Origin of the sequence: Cellulomonas sp. Root485 (genome assembly GCF_001426705.1) — a bacterium.
Lineage (GTDB): Bacteria > Actinomycetota > Actinomycetes > Actinomycetales > Cellulomonadaceae > Cellulomonas.
Map to the genome: position 1 here is coordinate 148,169 of NZ_LMFC01000005.1, position 25,180 is coordinate 173,348.

The following is a 25,180-nucleotide window of genomic DNA, read 5'->3' on the forward strand; positions in this document are numbered from 1 at the left end:
GGGGGCGCGCTCGGAGGCGTCCCGCGACCGCGAGACCGAGGACCCCGCCGGTCGCCGTGTGAGGTCAGTCGCCGAACGGGCCGACGCGGACCACCGAGCGCGGCCGGGACGCCAGCTCGGCAGCCAGGTCCTGCACGTCCTGCACCGTGACGGCGCGGATCAGGTCCAGCGACTCGTCGATGCTCAGCAGGGAGCCGTGCACCAGCTCGGACTTGCCGAGCCTGCTCATGCGCGAGCCGGAGTCCTCCATGCCGAGCACCAGCCCGCCGGCCAGCTGCCCCATGGACCGTTCGAGCTCGGCCTGCGTGATCGGCGCGTCGGCCATGCGCTCCCACTCCGCGACCATCAGCGCCACGACCTCGTCGACCTTGCCCGGCGTGCAGCCCGCGTAGAGGCCGAAGACGCCGGTGTCGGCGTGGCCGGACGCGAACGAGTACGTGGAGTAGGCCAGGCCGCGGCGCTCGCGGATCTCCTGGAACAGCCGCGAGGACATGCCTCCGCCGAGCACGGCGTTCAGGACCGAGAGCGTGAACCGCTTCGGGTCCGTGGCGGTCAGCGAGGTGCCACCGATGATGACGTTCGCCTGCTCGGTGTGCCGGCGGATCGTGAGCTCGACTCCCGCGGCGGGGATGCCGCCCTGCCCGGCCTGCACGGCGATGTCCGTCGGGACCCGACGGCTGCGCGGCTCCGCGCCGGCGTCCAGCGGCCACCCGCCCGTGGTGAGCGCCTCGGTGACCTGGGCGCAGAGCACGTCGTGGTCGACACCGCCGGCGGCCGTGACGACGAGCGTCGACGGCCGGTAGTGCTCGCGGTAGTGCTCCCAGACGGCATCGCGCGGGACGGCGCGGATAGTGTCGGGGGTGCCGCCGATGGGCCGGCCCAACGCGTGGGCGCCCAGGACCGCGGCGGCGAACTGCTCGTGGACGACGTCACTGGGGTCGTCGTCGTTCATCGCGAGCTCTTCGAGGATCACGCCGCGCTCGGTCTCGAGCTCGTCGGTGTCCAGGCGCGCGGACGTGACCATGTCCGCGATGACGTCGACCGCCATCGGGAGATCGGTGTCGAGCACCCGTGCGTAGTAGCAGGTGTGCTCCTTGCCGGTGGCGGCGTTGGCCTCACCACCGACGGCGTCGAACGCCTCCGCGATGTCCATCGCGGTGCGGCGCGCGGTGCCCTTGAACAGCAGGTGCTCGAGGAAGTGCGTCGAGCCGTGGTGGCCGTCGGACTCGTCGCGCGAGCCGACCCCCACCCATGCGCCGACGGTCGCAGAACGCAGGCCCGGCATGTGCTCGGTGAGCACCCGGACCCCGCCGGGCAGGACGGAACGACGCACGATGGCGTCGCCGTCCTGCCCGACGGACTGCTCGGCCCCGGGCTGACCCGGGCGGACGAGCGGGAGGTCCAAGGGCATCGTCAGGCGTCGACCGGCTCGGACGCGCCCTCGGCCGGAGCCTCGGACTCCTCACCCTCGATGACAGCGTGCAGCGACAGCTTGCCGCGCGGGTCGATCTCGCCGATCTCGACCTGGACCTTCTGGCCCACGGCCAGGACGTCCTCGACGTTCTCGACGCGACGACCACCGACGAGCTTGCGGATCTGCGAGATGTGCAGCAGACCGTCCTTGCCCGGCGACAGGGAGATGAACGCACCGAACGTCGTGGTCTTGACGACCGTGCCGACGAAGCGCTCCCCGATCTCGGGCATGTGCGGGTTGGCGATCGCGTTGATCGCCGCACGCGCGGCCTCCGCCGACGGACCGTCGGTGGCGCCGATGTAGACCGTGCCGTCGTCCTCGATCGAGATGTCGGCGCCGGTCTCCTCCTGGATCTGGTTGATCATCTTGCCCTTCGGCCCGATGACCTCGCCGATCTTGTCGACCGGCACCTTCACGGAGATGACGCGAGGCGCGAACGGGCTCATCTCGTCGGGCACGTCGATCGCCTCGGCGATGACGTCGAGGATCGCCAGGCGGGCCTCCTTCGCCTGCGTCAGCGCGCCGGCCAGCACCGAGGCGGGGATGCCCTCGAGCTTGGTGTCGAGCTGGATGGCCGTGACGAACTCGCGGGTACCGGCGACCTTGAAGTCCATGTCACCGAACGCGTCCTCGGCACCGAGGATGTCGGTGAGCGCGGCGTAGCGGGTCTCACCGTTCACCGTGTCGGACACGAGGCCCATCGCGATGCCCGCGACAGGCGCGCGCAGCGGCACACCGGCGTTGAGCAGCGACAGGGTGGACGCGCAGACCGAGCCCATCGACGTCGAGCCGTTGGAGCTCAGCGCCTCGGAGACCTGACGGATGGCGTACGGGAACTCCTCGCGGCTGGGCAGGACCGGCATGAGCGCGCGCTCGGCGAGCGCCCCGTGGCCGATCTCGCGACGCTTCGGCGAACCGACGCGACCCGTCTCGCCCGTGCTGTAGGGCGGGAAGTTGTAGTTGTGCATGTAGCGCTTGCGCGTCTCCGGGGAGAGCGTGTCGAGCTGCTGCTCCATGCGCAGCATGTTCAGCGTGGTGACACCCAGGATCTGGGTCTCGCCGCGCTCGAAGATCGCCGAGCCGTGCACGCGGGGCAGGACCTCGACCTCGGCCGAGAGCGTGCGGATGTCCCGCAGGCCACGGCCGTCGATGCGGAAACCATCCGTGAGGATGCGCTGGCGGATGAGCTTCTTCTGCACCGCGCGGTACGCGGCCGACAGCTCCTTCTCACGACCCTCGAACTGGGCGGACAGCTGCGCGACGACCTCGGCCTTGATCTCGTCCAGGCGGTTCTCGCGGGTCTGCTTGTCACCGATGCTCAGCGCGTCGTTCAGAGACGCGTTCGAGGCACCGTCGACGGCCGCGTACGCGTCGTCCTGGTAGTCCGGGAACGTCGGGAAGACCTGGGTCTCCTTGGCGGCCTTCGCGGCCAGCTCCTGCTGGGCCTGGACGAGCACCTTGATGAACGGCTTGGCCGCCTCGATGCCCTGGGACACGATCTCCTCCGTGGGGGCGGTGCCCCCCTCGAACTTGATGATGTTCCAGGACTTCTCGGGCGCCTCGGCCTCGATCATGGCGATCGCCACGTCGTCACCGACGACGCGGCCGGCCACGACCATGTCGAACGTCGCGCGCTCCCGCTCGGAGTACCGCGGGAACGCGACCCACTGGTTGTCGACGAGCGCGACGCGCACACCGGCGACGGGGCCGGAGAACGGCAGGCCCGACAGCTGCGTCGAGATGGACGCCGCGTTGATGGCCAGCGTGTCGTAGGAGTCGTCCGGGTGGATCGACAGCACGGTGATGACGACCTGGACCTCGTTGCGCAGGCCCTTGACGAACAGGGGGCGCAGCGGGCGGTCGATCAGGCGGCACGCGAGGATGGCCTCGGTGCTCGGGCGACCCTCGCGACGGAAGAACGAGCCGGGGATCTTGCCGGCCGCGTACGACCGCTCCTCGACGTCGATCGTCAGGGGGAAGAAGTCGAACTGCTCCTTCGGGTGCTTGCCGGCCGTGGTGGCGGCGAGCAGCGTCGTCTCGCCGTCCAGGTAGGCGACGGCGGCACCGGCGGCCTGCTTGGCGATACGGCCGGTCTCGAAGCGGACGGTGCGGGTGCCGAAGCGACCGTTGTCGATCACTGCCTCGGCGAACTGGATCTCGGGACCCTCCACGGGTGCCCTCCTCTTTGGTGAAGGCGCCGGCCGTCCGCGAGCGATCTTCGATCGAGGCCACCGGACTCCCCTCGCGGAGCTTCCGGAAGCCACTACCGAGGACCGAACCGAGCGGACCGACGCGGTGTGGTGGTACTCGTCGTGCACAGGTGATGCTGTCGTACCAGTGGGCCCGTGGGGGCCCGACGCGGCACCAGCCCGGACCCTTGAGCGGGTCCGGGCTGGTGCGAGGCGTTATCGGCGCAGACCGAGCTTCTCGATGAGGCTGCGGTAGCGGTTGATGTCGACCTTCTGGAGGTACCCGAGCAGGCGACGACGCTTGCCGACGAGCAGCAGAAGGCCGCGGCGGCTGTGGTGGTCGTGCTTGTGGGTCTTGAGGTGCTCCGTGAGGTCCTTGATGCGCTGCGTGAGCATCGCGATCTGGACCTCGGGGGAACCGGTGTCACCCTCGTGGGTGGCGTGTTCGGTCATGATGGACTGCTTGACGGCACTTTCGAGCGGCACGGTTCTCCAGGTTGTCTCGTTGCGCGGTGCGCCGGGGCATGTCCACCCGGGCTCTCTCTGTCCGCGGCCGTTCGTACGGCGCCCATAGACTATCAGGCTGCGGGAACGCCTCCGGCATCGGGCACCGAGCCGGGAGCCGTGACGAGGATCTCCCGCACCCGGTCGACGTCCTCGTGCATCTGCACGAGCAGCTCCTCGACCGAGTCGAACCGCAGCGTCGGCCGCAGCCGCTCCACCAGCTCGAGGACGACCACCTCGTCGTAGAGGTCGAGGTCCGTGCGGTCCAGCACGTACGCCTCGACCCGGCGCTCCACGCCGTCGAACGTCGGGTTGGTGCCGATCGAGACCGCGGCAGGCAGGACCCGGTCCACGTCCGCGGCGTCGACGTCGCTGCCGTCCGCGTGCAGCACCCGACGCAGCCACCCGGCGTAGACGCCGTCCGCGGGCACCATGCCGCCGGCGCCGGTCGGGTCCTGGCCCAGGTTGGCCGTCGGGAAGCCGAGGTCGCGACCCCGCGCGTCACCGTGCACGACCGGGCCGCGGATGCGGTGCGGCCGGCCGAGCACCCGCGCGGCCTGGACGACGTCGCCGGCGTCCAGCAGCTCGCGCACCCACGTCGAGGACCAGCGTCGCCGCAGCGGGTCGGCCATCAGGTCCTCGGCGCTGCCCGGGTCGGCGGACGCGGCGGGGGTCACGTCGTCGATGACCTCGACGTCGAACCCGTGATCACGGCCGAGGCCGACCATGGTCGACAGGTCGCCGGAGTTGTTCCAGCCGAACCGCACGTCCCGTCCCACCACGACCGTGCGGGCGTGCAGCACGTCCACCAGGTAGCGCCGCACGAACTCCTCGGGCGTCTGCCGGGCGAACTCCAGCGTGTACTCCAGCAGCAGCACCGCGTCGAGGCCGGTCTGCTCCAGGAGCTCGAGGCGGTCGGCGTCACCCGTGAGCAGCGGCGGCGCGGTGTCCGGTCGGTGCACCTGCTGGGGGTGCGGGCTGAACGTCACCGCGACCGCCTGCGCACCCGCCGTCGCGGCGTCGGCGCACATCCGGCGCAGCACGCTCGCGTGACCGCGGTGGACGCCGTCGAAGTTGCCGATCGTCACCACCGACGGACCGAAGTCCGCGGGCACGTCGGACAGCTCCCTCCAGACCTGCACACCTGCTCCTCGTCGTCCGTGCCCCACGTGCGATCGAGGGCTCGACGGACAAGCCTGCCACCCCGGCCACCCGTCGCACGCCACCGAGGCGTGCGACGGGCGACCGTCAGGGTGCGACGACTAGCTCCGAGGGTGTCCCGGCAGCGTGATCGTGAGCCGGGCGGGGTTCGTCGCCGTGGTCCCGGCGGCGTTCTTGAACACCGCTCGGTACTCCGTGCCGAGGCTCAGCACCGTGGCCTTGAACGAGAGCGTCGTGCTCTTCGCACCCGGCACGGTGACCCACGGGCTGCCGAACCAGCGCACCTGCCACGTGACGGTCGGCGTCGGGTAGCCCGTCGCGGCCGCGGTGAAGGTCACGGTCTTGCCGAGCGCAGCCCGGACCGGCGCCGGGTGCGTGGTGACGACCGGGGCGGACGTCGCCACCGTCAGCGTCGCCACCTGTGTCGTCGCGGACCCTGCCGCGTTCGTGAACACCGCGCGGTACGACGCCCCGGCGGTGACCACCACGTCCAGCGTGGTCCCCGTCGCGCCGACGACGTCCTGCCACGGCCCGGCCTGCTGGATCTGCCACTGCACCGTGGGTGCCGGGGTACCCGACGCGGTCGCCGTGAACGACGCCGTCGAGCCGAGGGCAGCCGTCACGGACGCGGGCTGCTGCGTGATGGCCGGAGCCACCTGGACGGGAGCGCCCGAGCCCTGGTCGGCGACGAAGGACGCCACCCACGACAGCGCCGAGTTCCAGTTGACCGTGATCTCGTTCGACGCCCACGACGAGATGACGTCGAGGTAGCACATCGACGGAGCGCACCCCTGGGTGAACGTCGACTGCATCGTCGGGTCCCAGGTTCCGGTGAACGAGTTCGGACCTCCGGCGAGCGAGCCCGCCGGCGGCTCCGGCAGCCCCGGGTCCAGCGAGTGCGCGAACCAGCGGCTGTGCTGCTGGTGGGAGGCCACCTCGCCCCACCCGGTCACGTAGGACTGGTTCAGGCCGTTGCGGCCCAGCAGGTAGTCCATGCCCTCGAGCACCGACCGGCTGTAGGTCACGTCCCCGGTGAGGTCGTACGCGACGCCCAGGACGACGAGGTTGTTGGCCACCGACGAGCTGGAGCCCCACGCGTACTGGCCGCTGGCGGGCGAGTACACCGAGCCGAACGCGTGCGCCGCCTGGCTGGCGACGTACCCGTCCGCGCCGGCGACGACCGACGCCTTGACCTCGTCGAGGCCCGGCAGGTCGCTCGGCACCGTGGCCAGGTCGATCCGGCCGAGCGCCGCGACGCTCCCCCAGTTGAACCCGTCGGGCGTGAAGACGTCCGCCGTGTGCTGCGGGCTGGTGAGGACGAACTGCTCGAACGCGTCCTCACCGGTGGTCAGGAACAGCTCGGCGGCCGCCCAGTAGAACTCGTCGGTCACCACGCTGTCGTCGTACGCCCCGCCGCCGTCGGCACCGGCTGCCGCCGGCGCGTAGACGGCCGGGTGGGCGAGGGCCGCGGCCCACGTCGAGCGCGCCGTGGCGAGCAGCGAGTCGGCGAAGGCCGGGTCGTACTCGCGGAACAGGCGGGCCCCCTGCGCGGCCACGGCGGCGACGTTCAGGGTCGCCGCGGTGGACGGTCGCGCCAGCGAGCGCACCTGCGGGTCGTTCGCCGGGAGGAGCGGCAGGCCGGTCCAGCCCTCGTCGTGGACCTTGTGGTGCACCATGCCCGCGTACTGCCCGGACGGCGCGATCATCTTCTGCATCCACTCGAGCTCCCACCGGGCCTCGTCCAGCACGTCGGGCACGCCGTTGCCGTGCTCGGGCAGGTCGAGCGTGCCGTCGCCGAGTGCTCCCGGGGCCGCCGAGGACGCGGTCAGGGTGCGCTCGTAGGTGCCGAGCAGCTGCGCCACCGAGATCCCTCCGTTGACCACGTACTTGCCGTGATCGCCGGCGTCGTACCAGCCGCCCGAGACGTCGAGCGTGTAGTCGCAGGTCCAGCCGTCGTAGTAGTCGCGCGGCCCGATGCACGGCACCTCGGTGTCGCCCTGGTTGGGTGCGACCCCGACGTGCCCGGCCACGCGGGCGTACTCGTCGCCGACGATCGCGCCGTCGATCGGCGTGCCGGAGCGGGCGAGGTAGAAGTAGTCCAGCGTGTCCTGGCGGAGCTGTTGGTAGAGGTCGGCGTCGATGTCGAACGGCCGGCTCGTCTCCCCGTCGGCGACGAGGGTGTACCCGGCGCCCTCGGTCGAGAAGTCGGTGAGGTCGATGACGTGGACGTCGAGACCGGTCGACCCGTCAGCGCCTGCGGGGGTGGTGGTGCCGGTCGCGACGACCGCGTCGGCCGCGTCGTGCAGCTCCCACGGCAGCGCCTCGGCCGCGTCCGTCACGAGCGTCGCGCGCTTCGGGCCCTCGGGCACGTACCCGACCTGGTTCACCCGCACGCGAGGCCCGGTCTCGGGCTCGTAGGGCGGGGGCGGGCTCGCGGTGGTGCGCAGCGAGACGTCGGTGATGCAGAACTCGTACGAGGTCGACTTGCCCAGGTGGAAGGCCAGCTGGCCGGGCGCCGCGCCGTCGGCCGGGAACGTGAGGTTCGCCGTGAACGGGTACGTGTAGGTGGTCAGCTCGCTGGTCAGCGGGGCGGACGCCTGCTCGAACGTGGTCCGGTAGGCGCCGCCGCCCTCGCCGACGATCACGCGCACCGGGGTGTCCGGCGTGGCGCTCGCCGTGAAGGTCAGGACGTAGTTCTGCCCCTCCTCGATCGGGATCCCGGTGAAGGCCAGACCAGCGTCCCAGGGGTTGCTCTGGCCGCCCGGCAGAGTGGTGCAGACGCCGCCGTCGGTGAAGACCGGGTCCGACCCGCCGTACAGGCCCCACGGCCCGAGCGACTCGGCGAACGAGGTGTGCGGCAGGAGCTCGACGTCGGAGGTCAGCGACACGTCGTCGAGGCAGAACGTCCAGGCGTCGGGGCTGAAGCCACCCAGCTGGAAGGCGATCTGGCCCTCGGGCTCGTCCGGGGTGGCGGTCGCGGGGTAGCTGTCGGCCGCGGTGAACTCGTAGGAGACGTCCGTGAGATCCGACGTCAGGGCGGGGCTCTTGTCGAGCACGGTCCCGTAGGGAGCGCCGTTCTGGCCGACGAGTGCCCGGATGGTGACGTCCGTCGTCGCGGACGCCGAGAACGCGAGCGTGTACGTCGTCCCCTGCTCGACCGCGACGCCGTTGAGCAGCACGCCGACGCCGTACTGCGCGGAACCGGCCGGAACGTCGACGCAGAAGGCGCCACCACTGGTGTCGATCGCCCCCTCGTGGCCGTAGGCGACCCAGGCTCCGGGACCGTCGTCGAACGACTCGGTCGGGACTGCGGCGCCTGCGGGTGCGATGCCCATCAGCACGAGGGCGGCTGTAGCGGTCAAGGCGGCGCCTGCGCGCCAGCTGCGACGAGAAACCACGGTGTCTCCCTAGATAGGAGCGCTCCCACGACCCTGTGGGGCGCTGTGACGCTCCGCGCAGAGTAGCCGCCGAACCGGACATATCGGAAGAGTCTCGAAACGATTCGTCCGGAGGAGGTGCGGGCGGCGCCGTGCTCAGGCGGGCGAGAACACCAGGGCCGGGCGGACTGTGCCGCCTCGCTCCTCGAGCAGTGCCACGAGCCGGCCGTCCTGGTCGATACCCGCCACCGTCGCGGCGGGCGCATCCTCGACGACGCCGATCGACTGCCCGTAGGACAGCGCCCGGGCCTCGTCGGGCGTGAGGTCTCGCACGGGGAAGGTGGCGCGGGCGGAGTCGGCGAGGGACACCACGTCGATCGGCTCGTCCATCGCCAGGGCACCGAGGTCGTCGAGCGACCTGGCGACGTCGAGGCCGTAACCACCGACCCGGGTCCGCCGCAGCGCGGTGAGGTGCCCGCCGACGCCGAGCCCGGCGCCCAGGTCGCGGGCGAGGGCACGGACGTAGGTCCCCGACGAGACCACGACAGTCACGTCGACGTCGAGCGCCGGCGACCCGTCGTCGGTGCGCACCGGGCGCACGTCGTGCACGTCGAACCGGCTGACGGTGACCGGACGCGCGGCCAGCTCGACGTCCTCACCAGCACGGACGCGGGCGTACGCGCGCTGGCCGTCGACCTTGATCGCGGAGACGGCGCTGGGCACCTGCTGGATAGCGCCCGTGAGGGCAGCCGCTCCCGCGAGCACGTCGGCGGACGTGACGCCCGAGGCGTCGACCGTGGCCAGCACCTCCCCCTCGGCGTCGTCGGTGGTCGTCGTGACGCCGAGCCGGATGGTCGCGGTGTACTCCTTGTCGGCGCCGACGATGTAGGTCAGCAGCCGCGTCGCACGACCGATGCCCACCACGAGGACGCCGGTCGCCATGGGGTCGAGCGTGCCCGCGTGCCCGACCTTGCGGGTGCTCGCCAGGCGGCGCATGCGCGCGACGACGTCGTGGCTGGTCCACCCGGCGGGCTTGTCGACGACGACCACGCCGTCCGCGGCGGTCGGCCGCCTGGGCCCCGGCTCCGTCCGCGTCACGCTGTGCGCCGCTCGGCGATGCCGTCCTCCACGCACTGCACGAGCGCGTCCAGGCCACCGTCCTCGCCACGGTGCGCCGGCGCGTCGACGGCGAGGAGCACGTTGATGAGCATGCCCTGCGCGACGAAGATGCGGGCCGTCTCGTCATCGGCACCGGACCGCTCCCGGAAGAGACGGAACGCCTCCCCCAGCGTGTGCCGCGCGACGCGGCCCACCTCCTGGTCGGCACCGGCGATGAACCCGTGCATGACCAGGCGCAGCAGGTCGCGGTCCGCCAGGAGGCTCACGTACGCATCGCCCATCGCGTGCCCCGCCTCCGGTCCGGCCGGCACCGCACCGAGCGTCGCGAGGATCTGCGCGCTGGCCTCGGAGTAGGCCTCGAGGAAGAGCTCGCGCTTGGTGCCGAACAGCCGCACGACGTACGGCTGGGACACGCCTGCGGCGCGGGCCACCTCGTCCGTGCTGGCCGCGTACCCGCGCTCCGCGAACACCTTGCGGGCGGCGACGAGGATCTCGGCGCGGCGCTGGGCGCCGGACATGCGCGGGACCGGCTTCTTCGCCGTCCAGTCGACGGGCTGCTCCTGAGACATGGTTGACATGTTATCAGCCGATGCCTACGGTCGCTCTTGTTAGTAATCAATCAATGCCAACAAGGAGACCCTCGTGACCGTCACGATGCCGGCACCGGCCGGGCTGCCCGTCGCGCCACCTCCCGTGCGGCGCCGCCGCGGCACGGCCGTCGCGCTCATCGCCGCGTCCGTGCCGATGTTCATGGCGACCCTCGACAACCTCGTCATGACCACCGCGCTCCCCGTCCTGCGCACTGAGCTGTCCGCCACCCTCGAGCAGCTGCAGTGGATGGTGAACGCCTACACGCTCAGCTTCGCCACCCTGATGATCGCCGCCGCGACCCTGGGCGACCGGTGGGGACGCCGCCGGGTGTTCGTCGCCGGCATCGTCGTGTTCGCGCTCGCCTCGATCGCCTCGGCCCTGGCCACCAGCGCCGAGCTGCTCATCGCCGCCCGCGCGGTGCAGGGCGCCGGCGCCGCGGCGATCATGCCGCTGTCCCTCACGCTGCTCGCCGGCGCCGTCCCTGCCGCCCGACGCGCGATGGCGATCGGGGTCTGGGGCGGCGTCTCCGGGCTCGGCGTCGCACTCGGACCCGTGATCGGCGGCGCCGTGGTCGACGGGATCTCGTGGGAGGCCATCTTCTGGATCAACGTCCCGGTGGCCGTCGTCGCCGTCCCGCTCGTGCTGTGGGCGCTGCCGGAGTCGCACGGCCGACGTCAGCCGCTCGACCTCGCCGGGCTGGCCCTGGCGGGTGCCGGCATCCTCTCGCTCGTCTGGGCGATCATCCGGGGCAACGACGACGGCTGGGGCTCGGTCACGGTCGTCGGCGGCATGCTGCTCGGCGCCCTCCTGCTCGGCGCCTTCCTGCTCCGCGAGTCGCACACCGACCACCCGCTGATCCCGCTGCGGCTGTTCCGGGTGCGCTCGTTCGCCGTGGCCAACGGGAGCGCGCTGGTGTTCTCGTTCGGCGTCTTCGGCCTCGTGTTCCTGCTCGCCCAGTACCTGCAGATCGGGATGGGCTTCACGCCTCTGGAGGCCGGCATCCGCACGCTGCCGTGGACGGCCGCGCCGATGATCTTCGCGCCGATCGCCGGGATGCTCGCTCCCCGCGTCGGGGTGCGCCCGCTCCTCGCCGCGGGGCTCGCCCTGCAGGCCGCTGGACTGGCGTGGCAGGGGCTCATCGTCTCCACCGACGGTCTCGTCTACGCCGACCTCGTGCCCGGGCTCGCCCTGGCCGGCATCGGCATGGGTCTGACCTTCGCGCCGAGCGCGACGGCCGTGCTCTTCGACATGGCGCCCGACGACCACGGCACCGCCAGCTCGGTCAACGCGACGATCCGCGAGATCGGCGGGGCGCTGGGCGTCGCCGCGCTCGTCGCGGTGTTCACCGCGTCGGACGGCACCCTGACCCCCGACGGCTATGTCGCCGGTCTGCAGCCTGCGGCCCTCGTCGCCGCGGTCGTGGTGGCGCTCGGGGCCCTCATGGTGCTGGTGTGGATGCCGCGCGACACGGGACGCCAACGCCTCTGACGCAGAGCACGACGGCGCCCCCTGGAGCTCCAGGGGGCGCCGTCGTGCGTGGGTCAGTCGTCCGTCGCGTCCTCGTCGGCCTTCTTGTACGGGTCCGCGTCGCCCGCGAAGCTCGCCTGGGCGGCCAGCGCCGCGACCTCGCGGTCCCGACGGGCCGCCTCGAGCAGCGCGGCGTCCAGTTGTGCCGACGTGTCCGGCAGCGCGTCGAGGTGGAAGTCCAGCGACGGGGTCAGCCGGATGCCGGTCTGCTTGCCCACCTCGGAGCGGATGATCCCCTTCGCGCTCTCCAGCGCGGCAGCGGTGTCGGTGCGCGCGGCGTCGTCGCCGAGCACCGTGTAGAAGACGTCGGCGTGCTGGAGGTCACCGGTCACGCGGACGTCGGTGACGGTGACGAAGCCCAGGCGCGGGTCCTTGATCCGGGTGTCGAGCATCTGCGCGACGACCTGCTGGATGCGCTCGCTGAGCTTGCGGGCGCGGGCTGTGTCCGCCATCGGATCGCTCCTTCTGTCTAGGTGAGAGACCGCAGGGCGGGCGAGTTTCTCGCCCGCCCTGCGGTTGGTGATCACTGAGGTCAGGCGCGAGGCTTCTCGCGCATCTCCCAGGTCTCGATGGTGTCGCCGATCTCGACGTCGTTGAACGACCCCAGGCCGATACCGCACTCGAAGCCCTCGCGGACCTCCGTGGCGTCGTCCTTGAACCGCTTGAGCGACTCGATCGTCAGGTTGTCGCCGACGACCTTGCCACCACGCGTGACGCGCGCCTTCGTGTTCCGTCGGATGAGGCCCGACCGGACGATCGAGCCGGCGATGTTGCCGAACTTCGACGACCGGAAGACCTCGCGCACCTCGGCGGAACCGAGCTGCACCTCCTCGTACTCCGGCTTGAGCATGCCCTTGAGGGCCGCCTCGACGTCGTCGATCGCCTGGTAGATGACCGAGTAGAAGCGCACGTCGACGCCCTCGCGGTCAGCCAGCTCCTCGACGCGCTCCGCGTACTTGACGTTGAAGCCGATGATGATCGCCGAGTCGACGGTGGCCAGGTTGACGTCGTTCTGCGTGATGGCACCCACCCCACGGTGGATGACCCGCAGCTCGACCTCCTCGCCCACGTCGATCTTGAGCAGTGCGTCCTCGAGCGCCTCGACGGCACCGGAGACGTCGCCCTTGAGGACCAGGTTGAGGGTCTCGACCTTGCCCTGCTGGAGCGCCTGCGTGAAGTCCTCGAGGCTGATGCGCTTGCGACGCTTGGCCAGGAGGGCGGCACGCTCGGCCGCCTCGCGCTTCTCGCCGATCTGACGCGCGGTGCGGTCGTCCGGAGCCACGATGAACGTGTCGCCGGCGCGGGGCACCGAGGTCAGGCCGAGCACCTGGACGGGGCGCGACGGACCGGCCACGAGGACCGGCTCACCGTGCTCGTCGAACATCGCGCGGACTCGACCGTACGCCGTACCGGCGACGATCGAGTCGCCGACGTTCAGCGTGCCGGACTGCACGAGCACCGTCGCGACGGCACCGCGGCCCTTGTCGAGGTTCGCCTCGATGGCGACACCACGAGCGTCCTTGTCGGCGTTGGCCCGCAGGTCCAGGGCCGCGTCCGCCGTGAGGAGGACCGCCTCGAGCAGCTGGTCGATGCCGACGTTCTGCTTCGCGGAGACGTTGACGAACATCGTGTCGCCGCCGTACTCCTCGGCCACCAGGTTGTACTCGGTGAGCTGCTGGCGGATCTTGTCGGGGTTGGCCCCCTCCTTGTCCACCTTGTTGACCGCGACCACGATCGGGACGCCGGCCGCCTGGGCGTGGTTGAGCGCCTCGATGGTCTGCGGCATCACGCCGTCGTCGGCTGCGACCACGAGGATCGCGATGTCAGTCACCTGCGCACCACGGGCACGCATGGCGGTGAACGCCTCGTGGCCCGGGGTGTCGATGAACGTGACGGCACGGTCGGTGCCCTCGTGCACGGTGTGCACCTGGTAGGCGCCGATGTGCTGGGTGATCCCGCCGGCCTCGCCCGCGACGACGTCCGTCTGACGGATGGCGTCGAGGAGCTTGGTCTTTCCGTGGTCGACGTGACCCATGACGGTGACGACCGGCGGACGCGCCGTCAGGTCGTCGTCGCCCTCGGCCTCGAGCTCGGCATCCAGGTCGATGTCGAAGGCCCCGAGCAGCTCGCGGTCCTCCTCCTCGGCCGACACCATCTCGATGATGTAGCCGAGCTCCTCGGCCAGCGTGCCGAACGTGTCCTCGTCCAGCGACTGCGTCGCCGTGGCCATCTCACCGAGGTGGAACAGCACGGTGACCAGCGCGGCCGGGTTGGCGTCGATCTTGTCGGCGAAGTCGTTCAGCGACGAGCCGTGGCGCAGGCGGACGACGGTCTTGCCGTTGCCGCGAGGAACCTGCACGCCACCCAGCGAGGGGGCCTGCATCTGCTCGAACTCTTGACGCTTCGCACGCTTCGACTTGCGGCCACGGACGGGACGACCGCCCGCACGACCGAACGCACCCTGCGTGCTGCCGCGACCGGCACCGCCGGGACGACCGCCACCGCCACCGGGACGACCGGCGAAACCGCCACCGCCACCGGGAGCGCCACCGGGCGCACCGCCACCGCCGCCGGGACGACCGGCGTAGCCGCCGCGCGCACCGCCACCGGCACCGCCGGGTCCGCCACGGCCACCAGGGCCGGCCGGACGCTCACCGGGACGGCCGACGCCGCTGGACGTCTTGCCCGGCATCATGCCCGGGTTGGGACGGGGACCACCCGGGCGGGGACCGCCGGGACGGGGACCGCCGGGACGCTCGCCGGCCGAGGCGGCCGGAGCACCCTCGGCAGCGGCGGGACGCCGGTCACGGTCGCCCGGACGCGGCATGCCCTGCGACGGCGCGAACGGGTTGTTTCCCGGGCGCGGCGGACGAGGACCGCCGCCACCGGGGCGCTCGCCCTGGCGGGGCATGCCCTGCGACGGCGCGAACGGGTTGTTGCCCGGGCGGGCGGCAGGCGGGGCCTGACGCGGGCCGGGACGGACGGCCGGGCTCGAGGGAGCGGCCGTTGCCGAGGCGGCGGGCGCCTGCGCGGCGGCCGGGGCCGGGCGCGCGGGAGCCGGACGTGCCGGGGCGGGGGTTGCCGGAGCCGGGGCTGCGGGGGCAGCAGGGGCGGCGGGCGCAGCTGCCGCCGGTGCGGGGCGCGGGGCCTCGACCGGTGCGGCGGGTGCGGGTGCAGTGGGGGCAGCGGCCGCCGGGGCGGGCGCCGGGCGTGCCGGCGCCTTCGGGGCGGGTGCTGCGGGGGCGGAACCTCCGCCACCGACCGGGTAGGTGTCCCGCAGCTTGCGGACGACCGGCGGTTCGATGGTCGAGGATGCCGAGCGGACGAATTCACCGAACTCGTTCAGCTTGGTCATGATGGTCTTGCTGTCGACCCCGAGCTCTTTGGCGAGCTCGTAGACGCGGACCTTGGCCACATCTCTCCTGTCTCGGTCCGCCCGGACAGGGTCGGACCGTCGTTAGTACTGGGTACTCATCGCTGGGTACTCATCGGTGCGTGCTCATCGGGCAGCCATCGGCTTCCAACCCGCTTTCCGTATCGACGATCGGCCTCGCCACCGGGAACTACCCGACGACGTCCTGCTCCTGCTGCTCGAGGTGGCGGTGGACCGCGCTCGTGTCGGGCTGCCCCGCTACTCGCAGGGCACGCCCGAACGCTCGCCGGCGTTCGGCCTTCTCGAGACATCCAGGATCGGGGTGCAGCCATGCCCCCCTGCCCGGCATCCGGCGAGCGACGTCCACGACGAGTTCGTCCTGGACGGCGACCACCCTCAGCAGGGCTGACCTCGGGCCGGTGGCTCGGCACCCCACGCACGTGCGGAGCGGACCCATGCCAGAGACACCTTCGGGTGTCTGTGGGGTCCGCCGGCTCGACGGGAGGAGCCGGACATCCGGCCCAGCCGCAGCAAGTCTACCGCGCCGCGGCTCCGGCGGCGTCACACGTGAGGTCACTCACTGCCGTCCGCACCATCATGGGCGCCCGAGGAAGCACCTTCGGGCACCTCGGCGTCCGAGCGGATGTCGATGCGCCATCCGGTGAGCTTGGCGGCGAGGCGGGCGTTCTGGCCCTCCTTGCCGATCGCCAGCGACAGCTGGTAGTCCGGCACGATGACGCGGGCGGCGCGCGCCACGGGATCGACGACCGTCACCGAGAGCACCCGCGCCGGCGACAGGGCGTGAGCGATCATCTCCGCCGGGTCGTCCGCGTGGTCGACGATGTCGATCTTCTCGCCGTGCAGCTCCGCCATGACGGCCCGCACGCGGCCGCCCATCGGGCCGATGCAGGCGCCCTTGGCGTTGACGCCGGGGACGGTCGCACGGACGGACATCTTGGTGCGGTGCCCCGCCTCGCGCGCCATCGCGGTGATCTCCACCGTGCCGTCGGCGACCTCGGGAACCTCCAGCTCGAAGAGCTTGCGCACCAGGTTCGGATGCGTGCGGGACAGGGTCACCTGCGGGCCGCGCTGGCCGCGGGCGACCTCGAGGACGTAGCCACGGATCCTGTCGCCGTGGACGTACTCCTCGCCGGGGACCTGCTCGTGCGCGGGCAGGACCGCCTCGGTGCCACCCACGTCGATCAGCACGGTGCGCGGGTCACGCCCCTGCTGGATGACCCCACCGAGGACCTCGCCCTCCTTGCCGCGGAACGCCCCGAGCACCTGGTCGTCCTCGGCGTCGCGCAGGCGCTGCACGATGACCTGGCGGGCCGTCGCGGTCGCGATGCGCCCGAAGCCGGCGGGGGTGTCGTCGAACTCGGGGCCGTCGGGCCCGGGCGGCGGCAGGACGCCCTCGTCGTCGGGCTCGCCCACGGGGGCGGCCTCACGGGCCCACACGGTCACGTGCCCGGTCTTGCGGTCCACCTCGACCCGCGCCCGCGTCTGGGCGCCCGGCGTCCGGTGGTAGGCGGACAGCAGCGCCTGCTCGATCGCGGAGACCAGCACGTCGAGGCTGATCTCCCGTTCGCGCTCGAGCAGCCGCAGCGTCTGCATGTCGATGTCCATCTCAGCTCTCCTTGCCGGCAGCGGCGTCGCGGCCGGCCATCTCGTCTGGGTCCACGTCGTCCACAGGGCCGATGCCCGACAGGTCCACCTCGACGTGCGCGTGGCGCACGTCCGACAGGGACACGCGGACGGGCTCGCCCACCACCGGCTTGCGCCCCTTGAGCCCGGGCGTCACCGGCACCACGACGATCGCGTCGTCGGAGCGGTCCACCTCGGTCAGCCGCCCGGTCAGCGAGCCGCCGTCCAGCAGGGTCACCGTGACCAGGTGCCCGACGGCGTGCGTGAAGTGGCGGCGCTCGGTCAGCGGGCGGTCGACCCCGGGGCTCATCACGTCGAGCGTGTACTCGCCGACGATGATGTCGGCGGCGTCCAGGGCGTCGGAGACCGCTCGGGTGGCCTCGGCCACGCGGTCGAGGTCCAGGCCGGTCTCGTCGTCCTCCGTGACGTCGAGGACCACCTCGACGACCGACCGCGACCCTGCCTTGCGCACGGTGACGTCCTCGAGCAGAAGGCCTGCTGCGTCGACGGCGGGCTCCACGACGTCCCGGACGCGGTCAGCGTGTGTCGGGTGTGCTGGCGCGACCATGTCAGCCTCCTGTCGGTCCAGCGGGTCGTCGGCGAGCGACGTTGCGACCCTGTGATGTTGTGGGACCACAGTAACGAGTCCGGGCGTGCCCGACGGCCGCGGCCCCGCGGCATGGCAGGATCACCGGCGATGAGCGCGGACCAGAACCCTGCAGGCCACCGCGATCACGCGCGCCCGGGGAGCGCTGTCGTCCGCGCGCTCGCCGTCGCAGTGACGGTTCTCACGCTCGCGGCGTGCGGCCTGCGGGTGGAGACGCCTCCGCCTGTGGAGCCCAGCCCCGACGCCGTCGAGCAGGTCCGTGCCCGGACCGTCGCCGACTCGCTCGCCCTCTCCGCCGCGGCGACCGCGGCAGCGCTCCTGCCCGACGGCGCCGTCGAGCCGGTCGCTCCCGTGCTCGCGGACGTCACCGGCTTCTCCGACCAGCACGCCGACCAGCTCGGCGGCGTCTACGTGTCCGGCCTGCCCGCACCCACGGGCTCCCCCACGACCAGCGCTCCGACGACGACGGCAGCATCCGTGGCCGACGTCCTGGAGCAGCTCGCGTCGGCGACGCGCACAGCCCTGGCGGACGCCGACGCCGTGACCGACGCCCCGCTCGCCCGGCTCGTCGCCTCGGTCGCGACGTCCCGCGGGGAGCTGGCCACGCGCCTCGCGCAGGCCACCGGCGTCGAGGTGCCGTCGTTGGCCCCCGACGCGACGACCGCCACGGCCGCCCCGACACCGAGCCCTTCCAGCACGGACGGCGACAGCCTGTCGGCCACCGAGATGGGTGTGCTCGCCCTCGTGCACGACGAGGCGGGCTACGGGTTCGAGGTGATCGCGGCCAAGCTCTCCGCCGAGCAGCGCGCGACCGCTGAGGCCAGTGCCGACGCGCACCGCGCCCGCTCCGAGGAGTGGGCCGCGGCCGCGGGGATCGACGGGTCTGCGCAGGATCCCCGCCGCGCCTCGTACACGCTGCCCGCCGGGCTCGACGACCCGACCGTCGCGACCGCCCTCGGGCGCTCGCTCGAGACCGCTGTCGCGGACGCGTACGCGAACGCCGTCGCCCAGGCCGGGCCCGGGAGCCGGGCGTCGTTGATCGAGAGCCTTCACCGGGCGACCGCCGACGCCGCCGTCTGGGGCGCCACCCCGGTCCCGTTCCCCGGCCTCCCAGAGCGCGCCCAGCAGCCGACGGGCTGACCCCTCCCGCGCGACCCGGCGGGACGTCCGAGCATCCGGTCGCCCAGGCGGCCGGTCGCTCGGACGTCAGCACCCTCCAACCGGCGACGTCCGCATGTTCGGTCGCCAGGGCGACCGAACATGCGGACGTTGCGCGGGTGTGGTCAGGCCGTGAGCAGGTTCGTGACCAGGGCTTCGACGCGGTCCGCCACCTCGGCGACCGGGACCTGCTCGGTGGTGCCGCCGACGCGCGGACGCACCTCGACGACGCCCTCGGCGATCCCGCGGCCGACGACGACCACCAGCGGGACACCGAGGAGCTCCGCGTCGGCGAACTTCACACCGGGCGTGGCCTTGCCCGCGCGGTCGTCGTAGAGCACCTCCACGCCGCGCGACGACAGCTCGGTGGCGATCGCGTCCGCCGCCTCGAACACCGCCGGGTCCTTGCCCGCGGCGACGACGTGGACGTGCGCCGGGGCGACGTGCGCCGGCCAGGCCAGCCCGCGCTCGTCGTTGTTGGCCTCGGCGAGCGCGGCCAGCACGCGGGTGACACCGATGCCGTAGGAGCCCATCGTCACCACCTGCGCCTTGCCGTTCTGGTCCAGGACGGTCAGGCCGAGCGCCTGGGCGTACTTGCGACCGAGCGCGAAGATGTGGCCGATCTCGATGCCGCGCGCCAGCTCGAGCGGGCCGGAGCCGTCCGGAGCCGGGTCGCCGGCGCGGACCTCGGCCGCCTCGACCGTGCCGTCGGCAGTGAAGTCCCGACCGGCGACGAGGTCGAACACGTGCTTGCCGTGCTCGTTCGCGCCGGTGATCCACCGGGTGCCCGGCACGACGCGCGGGTCGAGCAGGTAGCGGATGGCGGTGCGCTCGGCACCGTCGGCGACCGGGACGTTCGGGCCCAGCACGTCGGGTCCGAGGTAGCCGCGGACCAGCTCCGGGTGCGGTGCGAAGTCGGCGTCTCCGGCGGCCTCGACCTCGGCCGGCGCGACGGCCGCCTCGAGGCGCTTGAGGTCCACCTCGCGGTCGCCGGGCAGCCCGACGACGAGCAGCTCGCGCTCGCCGCTCGGGTGCACGAGGGCCAGGACGACGTTCTTCAGCGTGTCGGCCGCGGTCCAGGCGCGGTCCGGCCGCGCGAACCGCTCGTTGGCGACGGCGACGAGCGTGTCGATGGTCGGCGTGTCCGGGGTGTCCTCGACGTGCGTGGCCGGGGCGTCGTCGAACGGCACGGCGTCGGGCACGACCGTCGTGACGGCCTCGACATTCGCGGCGTAGCCACCCGGCGAGCGCACGAACGTGTCCTCGCCGATGGCCGTCGGGGTGAGGAACTCCTCGGAGCGCGAGCCCCCCATGGCACCCGACGTCGCGGCGACGATGACGTACTCGAGCCCGAGCCGGTCGAAGATGCGGCGGTAGGCGTCGCGCTGCGCCTGGTAGGAGGCCTCGAGCCCGGCGTCGTCGACGTCGAACGAGTAGGCGTCCTTCATGATGAACTCGCGCCCGCGGATGAGCCCGGCGCGCGGACGTGCCTCGTCGCGGTACTTGGTCTGGATCTGGTAGAGCGCGAGCGGCAGGTCCTTGTACGAGGAGTACAGGTCCTTGACCAGCAGCGTGAACATCTCCTCGTGCGTCGGCGCGAGCAGGTAGTCACCGCCCTTGCGGTCCTTCAGGCGGAAGATGTTCGGCCCGTACTCGGTCCAGCGCCCCGTCGCCTCGTACGGCTCCTTGGGCAGCAGCGCCGGGAAGTGGACCTCCTGGGCGCCGGCCGCGGCCATCTCCTCGCGGACGACCTGCTCGACCTTGGCGAGCACGCGCAGGCCGAGCGGCAGCCAGGTGTAGATGCCGGGGGCGGCGCGGCGGATGTAGCCCGCGCGCACGAGCAGACGGTGGCTGGCGACCTCGGCGTCGACCGGGTCCTCCCGCAGCGTGCGGAAGAAGAGCTGGGACAGGCGGATGAGCATGCACGGAGCCTAGTTGCCCGTGCCGAGTGGCTCGCACGTGATTCCGGCATGGGCCACGATGGGCCCGTGCCAGAGCTTCCCGAGGTCGAGGCGCTCGCGCAGTTCCTGCGCGGGCGTACGGACGGTCACGCCGTGACCGAGGTGTCGATCGGCGCGATCAGCGCGCTGAAGACGTTCAAGCCGCCGCCGGACGCGCTCGTCGGCGGCACGGTGGTCGACGTCCAGCGGCACGGCAAGTGGCTGGACCTCATGGTCGTGCGGCCGACGGGCGAGCCGCTGCACCTGGTCTGGCACCTGTCGCGCGCCGGCTGGGTCCGCTGGTCGGAGCAGCTGTCGACCAACCCCGTGCGGCCCGGGAAGTCACCGCTCGCGCTGCGGGTGCGCCTCGACGACGGGTCCGGGTTCGACCTGACCGAGGCGGGCACCCGCAAGCGGCTCGCGGTGCACGTGGTCGAGGACCCGACCGACGTCCCGCAGATCGCGACGCTGGGGGTGGAGCCGCTGTCCGACGAGTTCACCGAGGACCGTCTGGCCGAGCTGCTCGCGTCGCGCAACCAGCAGGTCAAGGGTCTGCTGCGCGACCAGGGCACGATCGCAGGGATCGGCAACGCGTACTCGGACGAGATCCTGCTCGCGGCCCGGATGAGCCCGTTCGCGATGACGAAGTCGTTCGACGCGGACCGCACCCGGGTCCTGTGGGAGGCGATCCGCGAGGTCCTCACCGGTGCCGTGGGGTCGGCGTCCGGCAAGCCCGCGACCGAGCTCAAGGACGCCAAGCGGCGCGGCATGAAGGTGCACGGACGGACGGGTCAGCCGTGCCCGGGGTGGGACGACGTGCCGTGCGGGGACACGGTGCACGAGGTGTCGTTCGCGGACTCGTCGCTGCAGTACTGCCCGACCTGCCAGACGGGCGGCAAGCCGCTCGCCGACCGGAGGATGTCGCGGCTGCTGCGCTGAGGCGTCAGAAGAGGACGGTCGCGTACGTGCCGACCTGGCGGAAGCCCACCGCGCGGTACGCGGCGAGCGCCCGCGTGTTGTAGCTGTTCACGTAGAGGGACACCAGCGGCGCCACCTCGCCGCGGGCGATCTGCACCACGGCCGCCATCCCGGTCTCGGACAGCCGTTCGCCGCGCCGGTCGGGTGCCACCCACACGCCCTGGACCTGCGCCACTCCCCCGGCGACGGCACCGAGCTCGGCCTTGAAGACGACGTCGGCGGAGCCCCGGCGACCCGCAGCACCGTCGGACGGGTCGATGCGCACGAACGAGCGCCCCTGGGAGATCAGGCCGTGCACCCGCGTCTCGTACGGCCCCCCGGGGCCGCTGACCGGCGAGTAGCCGACCTCCTCGGTGAACATCCGGACGCACGCCGGGAGCACGATGTCGAACTCCTCGGGCCGGGACCGGCGGACGCGGGGGTCCGCGGTGATCAGCGGTGCGTGCTCGATGACCATCGACGGCTGGTCCTCGCGGACCTCCCGCGCGGCCGGCCAGAAGTAGCGGAGCCGTCCCCACAGCCCGAGCACGGCCTCGGCGGGCCCGACGATCGACGAGCAGCGCCGACCCTGCCCGCGCGCGAGCCCGGCGAAGGCGTCCAGCGCCCGGCTCACCACGTGGGGGTCCTCCACGGGGACGACCGGGACCATGTTCGCGCCGGCGTAGCAGACGGCCAGGAGCTCGCCGCCCTCCTCGTAGCCCCACAGGGTCCCGCCCGCGGCACGCAGCGTCCGCCCGACCGCCTGCTCGAGGCGAGCGGTGGCCAGGACCGAGCCGACGGCGTCCCGCGCGCAGACGGCCAGGGCGGCGTCGAGGTCGACGTCCCCGAGGACCCGACCCCCAGCCCGACCGTCGAGCAGAGCAGCGCGGCGTTGCACCATGGGTCGATCCTGCACCACAGGCGTCGGTTTCACCCCATGTCCGACACGTCAATCAGGAGAACTCTGGGCGGCAGCACCCGTTCAGCCGACGGTGACGACCGGCGCACCGTCGCCGGACTCCACGGGATCCATGCTCTCGGCGAGGCGCATGGCCTCCTCGATGAGGGTCTCGACGATCAGCGCCTCGGGCACGGTCTTGATGACCTCGCCCCGCACGAAGATCTGGCCCTTGCCGTTGCCGGACGCGACCCCCAGGTCGGCCTCGCGGGCCTCACCCGGGCCGTTGACGACGCAGCCCATGACGGCGACGCGCAGCGGGACCTCCATGCCCTCGAGGCCGGCGGTGACGCGCTCGGCGAGCGAGTAGACGTCGACCTGGGCGCGACCGCACGACGGGCACGAGACGATCTCGAGCTTGCGGGGGCGCAGGTTGAGGGACTGCAGGATCTGGATCCCGACCTTGACCTCCTCGACCGGCGGCGCGGACAGGGACACGCGGATGGTGTCACCGATGCCCTTGCTGAGCAGGGCGCCGAACGCGGTCGCGGACTTGATGGTGCCCTGGAACGCGGGGCCGGCCTCGGTCACGCCGAGGTGCAGCGGCCAGTCGCCGCGCTCGGAGAGCAGCTCGTAGGCGCGGACCATGATCACGGGGTCGTTGTGCTTGACCGAGATCTTGAAGTCGCGGAAGCCGTGCTCCTCGAAGAGCGACGCCTCCCAGACGGCCGACTCGACGAGCGCCTCCGGGGTGGCCTTGCCGTACTTGGCCAGCAGGCGCGGGTCCAGCGAGCCGGCGTTGACGCCGATCCGGATCGACGTGCCGGCGTCGGTCGCCGCGCGGGCGATCTCCTTGACCTGGTCGTCGAACTTGCGGATGTTTCCCGGGTTGACGCGGACCGCGGCGCAGCCGGCGTCGATGGCCGCGAAGACGTACTTCGGCTGGAAGTGGATGTCCGCGATGACGGGGATCTGCGACTTGTGCGCGATGGCCGGCAGCGCGTCGGCGTCGTCCTGCGTCGGGACGGCCACGCGGACGATGTCGCAGCCGGCCGCGGTCAGCTCGGCGATCTGCTGGAGCGTCGAGTTGATGTCGGTGGTCTGCGTCGTGCACATCGACTGGACGCTGACGGGGGCGTCACCGCCGACGTCGATCTTGCCGACCTTGATCTTGCGGGTCTTGCGCCGGGGTGCCAGGACCAAGGGGGGCGCCTCCGGCATGCCGAGGCTGATCGGGATGCTCACCCGTTCATCATCGCACCCGGGAGGTCGCGCGCCTGCCCGCAGGGGCCGGTGTGCACGAGATCACCCCGGTACCCGCACGCGTCAGATCTGCACCGGGTTGACGATGTCGGCGTAGATGAGCAGCAGACCCACCGCCCCGAGCAGGACGAACACCGAGTACGCGAGCGGGACCAGCTTCGCCGAGTCGAACGGGCCGGGGCGGGGCAGCCCGCGCAGCCGCGCGACCTGGCGTCGACCGCCTTCCCAGAGGGCTGCGGCCACGTGCCCGCCGTCGAGCGGCGGGAGCGGGATGAGGTTGAAGACGAACAGGGCGATGTTCAGCGCGGCGAGCAGCTGGAGGAGCGCCGCGGCCTTGATCTGCCACTCGATCCCGTCGGTCGACGCGATCTCCCCGGCGAACCGGCCGACGCCGACCACGCCGATGATGCTGTTGGCGTCCCGCGGGGTTCCGTTCACCTGCGCCTCGATCAGGTCACCGACGCGCGCGGGCAGCGTGCCGACGACCGTGATCGTCTGCCAGGTGGTGTTGGCGACGTCGCCGACGACGTCGAGCGGTGACTGCCGGACCATCTCCTGCGCGGGGGTGATGCCGAGGAAGCCGACCTCCTGCATGACGGGCTCATCGTCGCTGTCGAGGATGTACTCGTTGTTCTCGTCGACCGCAGGACGCTGCGCGACGACGGGCGTGATCGTGAGGTCCACCAGCTCGCCGTCGCGCTCGACGACGATCGGGACGGCGTCGGAGCCCGAGGCGCGGATCAGGAGGGAGAGCTGGTCCCAGGACGTGATCTCGGTGCCGTCGTAGGACACGACGGTGTCCCCCGGCTCGATGCCGGCCGCGGCTGCCGGTGCGGCCTCGTCGGCCGCCGTGCACTCGCGCGACGCGTCGGCGCCGACCGGGACGACGCACTGGGAGACGCTGGCGAGGTGGGTGGTGGTCGTCGGGAGCCCGATACCGACCAGCACGATCGCCATGAGGAAGAAGGCGATGACGAGGTTCATCACCGGCCCGCCGAGCATCACGACCAGCTTCTTCGGCGTCGACAGGTGGTAGAAGGCCCGCGGGTCCTGCCCGGGCCGGATCTCGTCGGCGCTGGCCTGCCGGGCGTCGCGCGCGAGCCGGCCGAGCCAGGTGCGCGCGGGTGGGTTGCCCACGGCGGCGTCGGGCGGGTACATGCCGACGAGCCGCACGTAGCCGCCGAGCGGGATGGCCTTGAAGCCGTACTCCGTCTCACCCTTGGTGCGCGACCAGAGAGTCGGCCCGAAGCCGACCATGTAGTGGCTCACCCGGACGCCGAAGCGCTTGGCGGGCACCATGTGGCCGACCTCGTGCAGCCCGATGGACAGCAGAAGCACCACGAACACGATCAGCACAGCGACCAGGTACTCCATCGACCCCTCCGTCAACGGTCCCGC

The 25,180-nt window shown here is 72.2% G+C and carries 19 protein-coding genes; 3 read left to right on the forward strand and 16 right to left on the reverse strand.

Going from position 1 to position 25,180, the window contains the following annotated elements:
• Window positions 1-64 precede the first annotated feature (64 nt).
• The 7 genes from ASD16_RS20120 to ASD16_RS20150 form a co-directional block, all read right to left on the reverse strand.
• Window positions 65-1,411, reverse strand: coding sequence for a pitrilysin family protein (locus ASD16_RS20120; protein ID WP_055922145.1), 1,347 nt, complete (start codon window positions 1,409-1,411; stop codon window positions 65-67).
• A gap of 2 nt (window positions 1,412-1,413) precedes the next feature.
• Window positions 1,414-3,645: a polyribonucleotide nucleotidyltransferase gene (locus ASD16_RS20125; RefSeq protein WP_055922148.1), complete on the reverse strand. Its 2,232-nt coding sequence runs from the start codon at window positions 3,643-3,645 to the stop codon at window positions 1,414-1,416.
• Window positions 3,646-3,879: 234 nt separating this feature from the next.
• Window positions 3,880-4,149, reverse strand: a complete 270-nt coding sequence (rpsO, locus tag ASD16_RS20130; protein WP_055922151.1) for a 30S ribosomal protein S15 — start codon at window positions 4,147-4,149, stop codon at window positions 3,880-3,882.
• Between the two features lie 92 nt (window positions 4,150-4,241).
• Window positions 4,242-5,309, reverse strand: coding sequence for a bifunctional riboflavin kinase/FAD synthetase (locus tag ASD16_RS20135; RefSeq protein ID WP_055922154.1), 1,068 nt, complete (start codon window positions 5,307-5,309; stop codon window positions 4,242-4,244).
• Between the two features lie 120 nt (window positions 5,310-5,429).
• A complete protein-coding gene (locus tag ASD16_RS20140) occupies window positions 5,430-8,726 on the reverse strand; it encodes a glycoside hydrolase family 9 protein (RefSeq protein WP_055922157.1) in 3,297 nt (1,098 codons plus the stop codon).
• A gap of 135 nt (window positions 8,727-8,861) precedes the next feature.
• Complete coding sequence (gene truB / locus ASD16_RS20145; protein WP_055922160.1) at window positions 8,862-9,803, reverse strand: tRNA pseudouridine(55) synthase TruB; 942 nt, start codon at window positions 9,801-9,803, stop codon at window positions 8,862-8,864.
• Entirely contained in the window at window positions 9,800-10,393 is a 594-nt protein-coding gene (locus ASD16_RS20150) for a TetR/AcrR family transcriptional regulator (RefSeq protein ID WP_235523460.1), read from the reverse strand. The genes truB and ASD16_RS20150 overlap by 4 nt, the downstream gene beginning before the upstream one ends.
• A 73-nt stretch (window positions 10,394-10,466) precedes the next feature.
• Here ASD16_RS20150 and ASD16_RS20155 point away from each other — a divergent pair, with 73 nt between their 5' ends.
• Window positions 10,467-11,903 carry an MFS transporter gene (locus ASD16_RS20155; protein WP_235523462.1) on the forward strand — a complete coding sequence of 479 codons (1,437 nt, stop codon included), beginning with the start codon at window positions 10,467-10,469 and terminating at the stop codon, window positions 11,901-11,903.
• 53 nt (window positions 11,904-11,956) lie between these two features.
• Here the strand turns inward: ASD16_RS20155 and rbfA are convergent, their stop codons facing one another.
• The 5 genes from rbfA to rimP form a co-directional block, all read right to left on the reverse strand.
• Window positions 11,957-12,394 carry a 30S ribosome-binding factor RbfA gene (rbfA, locus tag ASD16_RS20160; protein WP_055922164.1) on the reverse strand — a complete coding sequence of 146 codons (438 nt, stop codon included), beginning with the start codon at window positions 12,392-12,394 and terminating at the stop codon, window positions 11,957-11,959.
• Between the two features lie 80 nt (window positions 12,395-12,474).
• Entirely contained in the window at window positions 12,475-15,357 is a 2,883-nt protein-coding gene (gene infB / locus ASD16_RS20165; protein WP_055922167.1) for a translation initiation factor IF-2, read from the reverse strand.
• A 148-nt stretch (window positions 15,358-15,505) separates the two neighbouring features.
• The gene (locus tag ASD16_RS20170; RefSeq protein ID WP_055922169.1) at window positions 15,506-15,772 is read right to left on the reverse strand and encodes a YlxR family protein; all 267 of its coding nucleotides are present in this window, start codon (window positions 15,770-15,772) and stop codon (window positions 15,506-15,508) included.
• A 116-nt stretch (window positions 15,773-15,888) separates the two neighbouring features.
• Complete coding sequence (gene nusA, locus ASD16_RS20175; RefSeq protein ID WP_055922172.1) at window positions 15,889-16,941, reverse strand: transcription termination factor NusA; 1,053 nt, start codon at window positions 16,939-16,941, stop codon at window positions 15,889-15,891.
• A 1-nt stretch (window position 16,942) separates the two neighbouring features.
• Window positions 16,943-17,527 carry a ribosome maturation factor RimP gene (gene rimP / locus ASD16_RS20180; RefSeq protein WP_055922176.1) on the reverse strand — a complete coding sequence of 195 codons (585 nt, stop codon included), beginning with the start codon at window positions 17,525-17,527 and terminating at the stop codon, window positions 16,943-16,945.
• 129 nt (window positions 17,528-17,656) lie between these two features.
• On the opposite strand from rimP, the gene ASD16_RS20185 reads away from it, so the two are divergent.
• Entirely contained in the window at window positions 17,657-18,706 is a 1,050-nt protein-coding gene (locus ASD16_RS20185) for a DUF4439 domain-containing protein (protein WP_055922179.1), read from the forward strand.
• Window positions 18,707-18,849: 143 nt separating this feature from the next.
• Here ASD16_RS20185 and ASD16_RS20190 read toward each other — a convergent pair whose 3' ends face one another.
• On the reverse strand, window positions 18,850-20,646 hold the full coding sequence (locus ASD16_RS20190) for a proline--tRNA ligase (RefSeq protein WP_055922182.1): 1,797 nt from the start codon (window positions 20,644-20,646) through the stop codon (window positions 18,850-18,852).
• 66 nt (window positions 20,647-20,712) lie between these two features.
• Here ASD16_RS20190 and ASD16_RS20195 point away from each other — a divergent pair, with 66 nt between their 5' ends.
• Window positions 20,713-21,603: an Fpg/Nei family DNA glycosylase gene (locus ASD16_RS20195; RefSeq protein ID WP_055922184.1), complete on the forward strand. Its 891-nt coding sequence runs from the start codon at window positions 20,713-20,715 to the stop codon at window positions 21,601-21,603.
• A 4-nt stretch (window positions 21,604-21,607) separates the two neighbouring features.
• Here ASD16_RS20195 and ASD16_RS20200 read toward each other — a convergent pair whose 3' ends face one another.
• From ASD16_RS20200 to ASD16_RS20210, 3 genes are all read right to left on the reverse strand, one after another.
• A complete protein-coding gene (locus tag ASD16_RS20200) occupies window positions 21,608-22,522 on the reverse strand; it encodes a DUF4081 domain-containing GNAT family N-acetyltransferase (RefSeq protein ID WP_055922187.1) in 915 nt (304 codons plus the stop codon).
• 81 nt (window positions 22,523-22,603) lie between these two features.
• The gene (gene ispG / locus ASD16_RS20205) at window positions 22,604-23,764 is read right to left on the reverse strand and encodes a flavodoxin-dependent (E)-4-hydroxy-3-methylbut-2-enyl-diphosphate synthase (protein WP_055922190.1); all 1,161 of its coding nucleotides are present in this window, start codon (window positions 23,762-23,764) and stop codon (window positions 22,604-22,606) included.
• Between the two features lie 81 nt (window positions 23,765-23,845).
• Window positions 23,846-25,156 carry an RIP metalloprotease gene (locus tag ASD16_RS20210; protein WP_055922193.1) on the reverse strand — a complete coding sequence of 437 codons (1,311 nt, stop codon included), beginning with the start codon at window positions 25,154-25,156 and terminating at the stop codon, window positions 23,846-23,848.
• Window positions 25,157-25,180 lie beyond the last annotated feature (24 nt).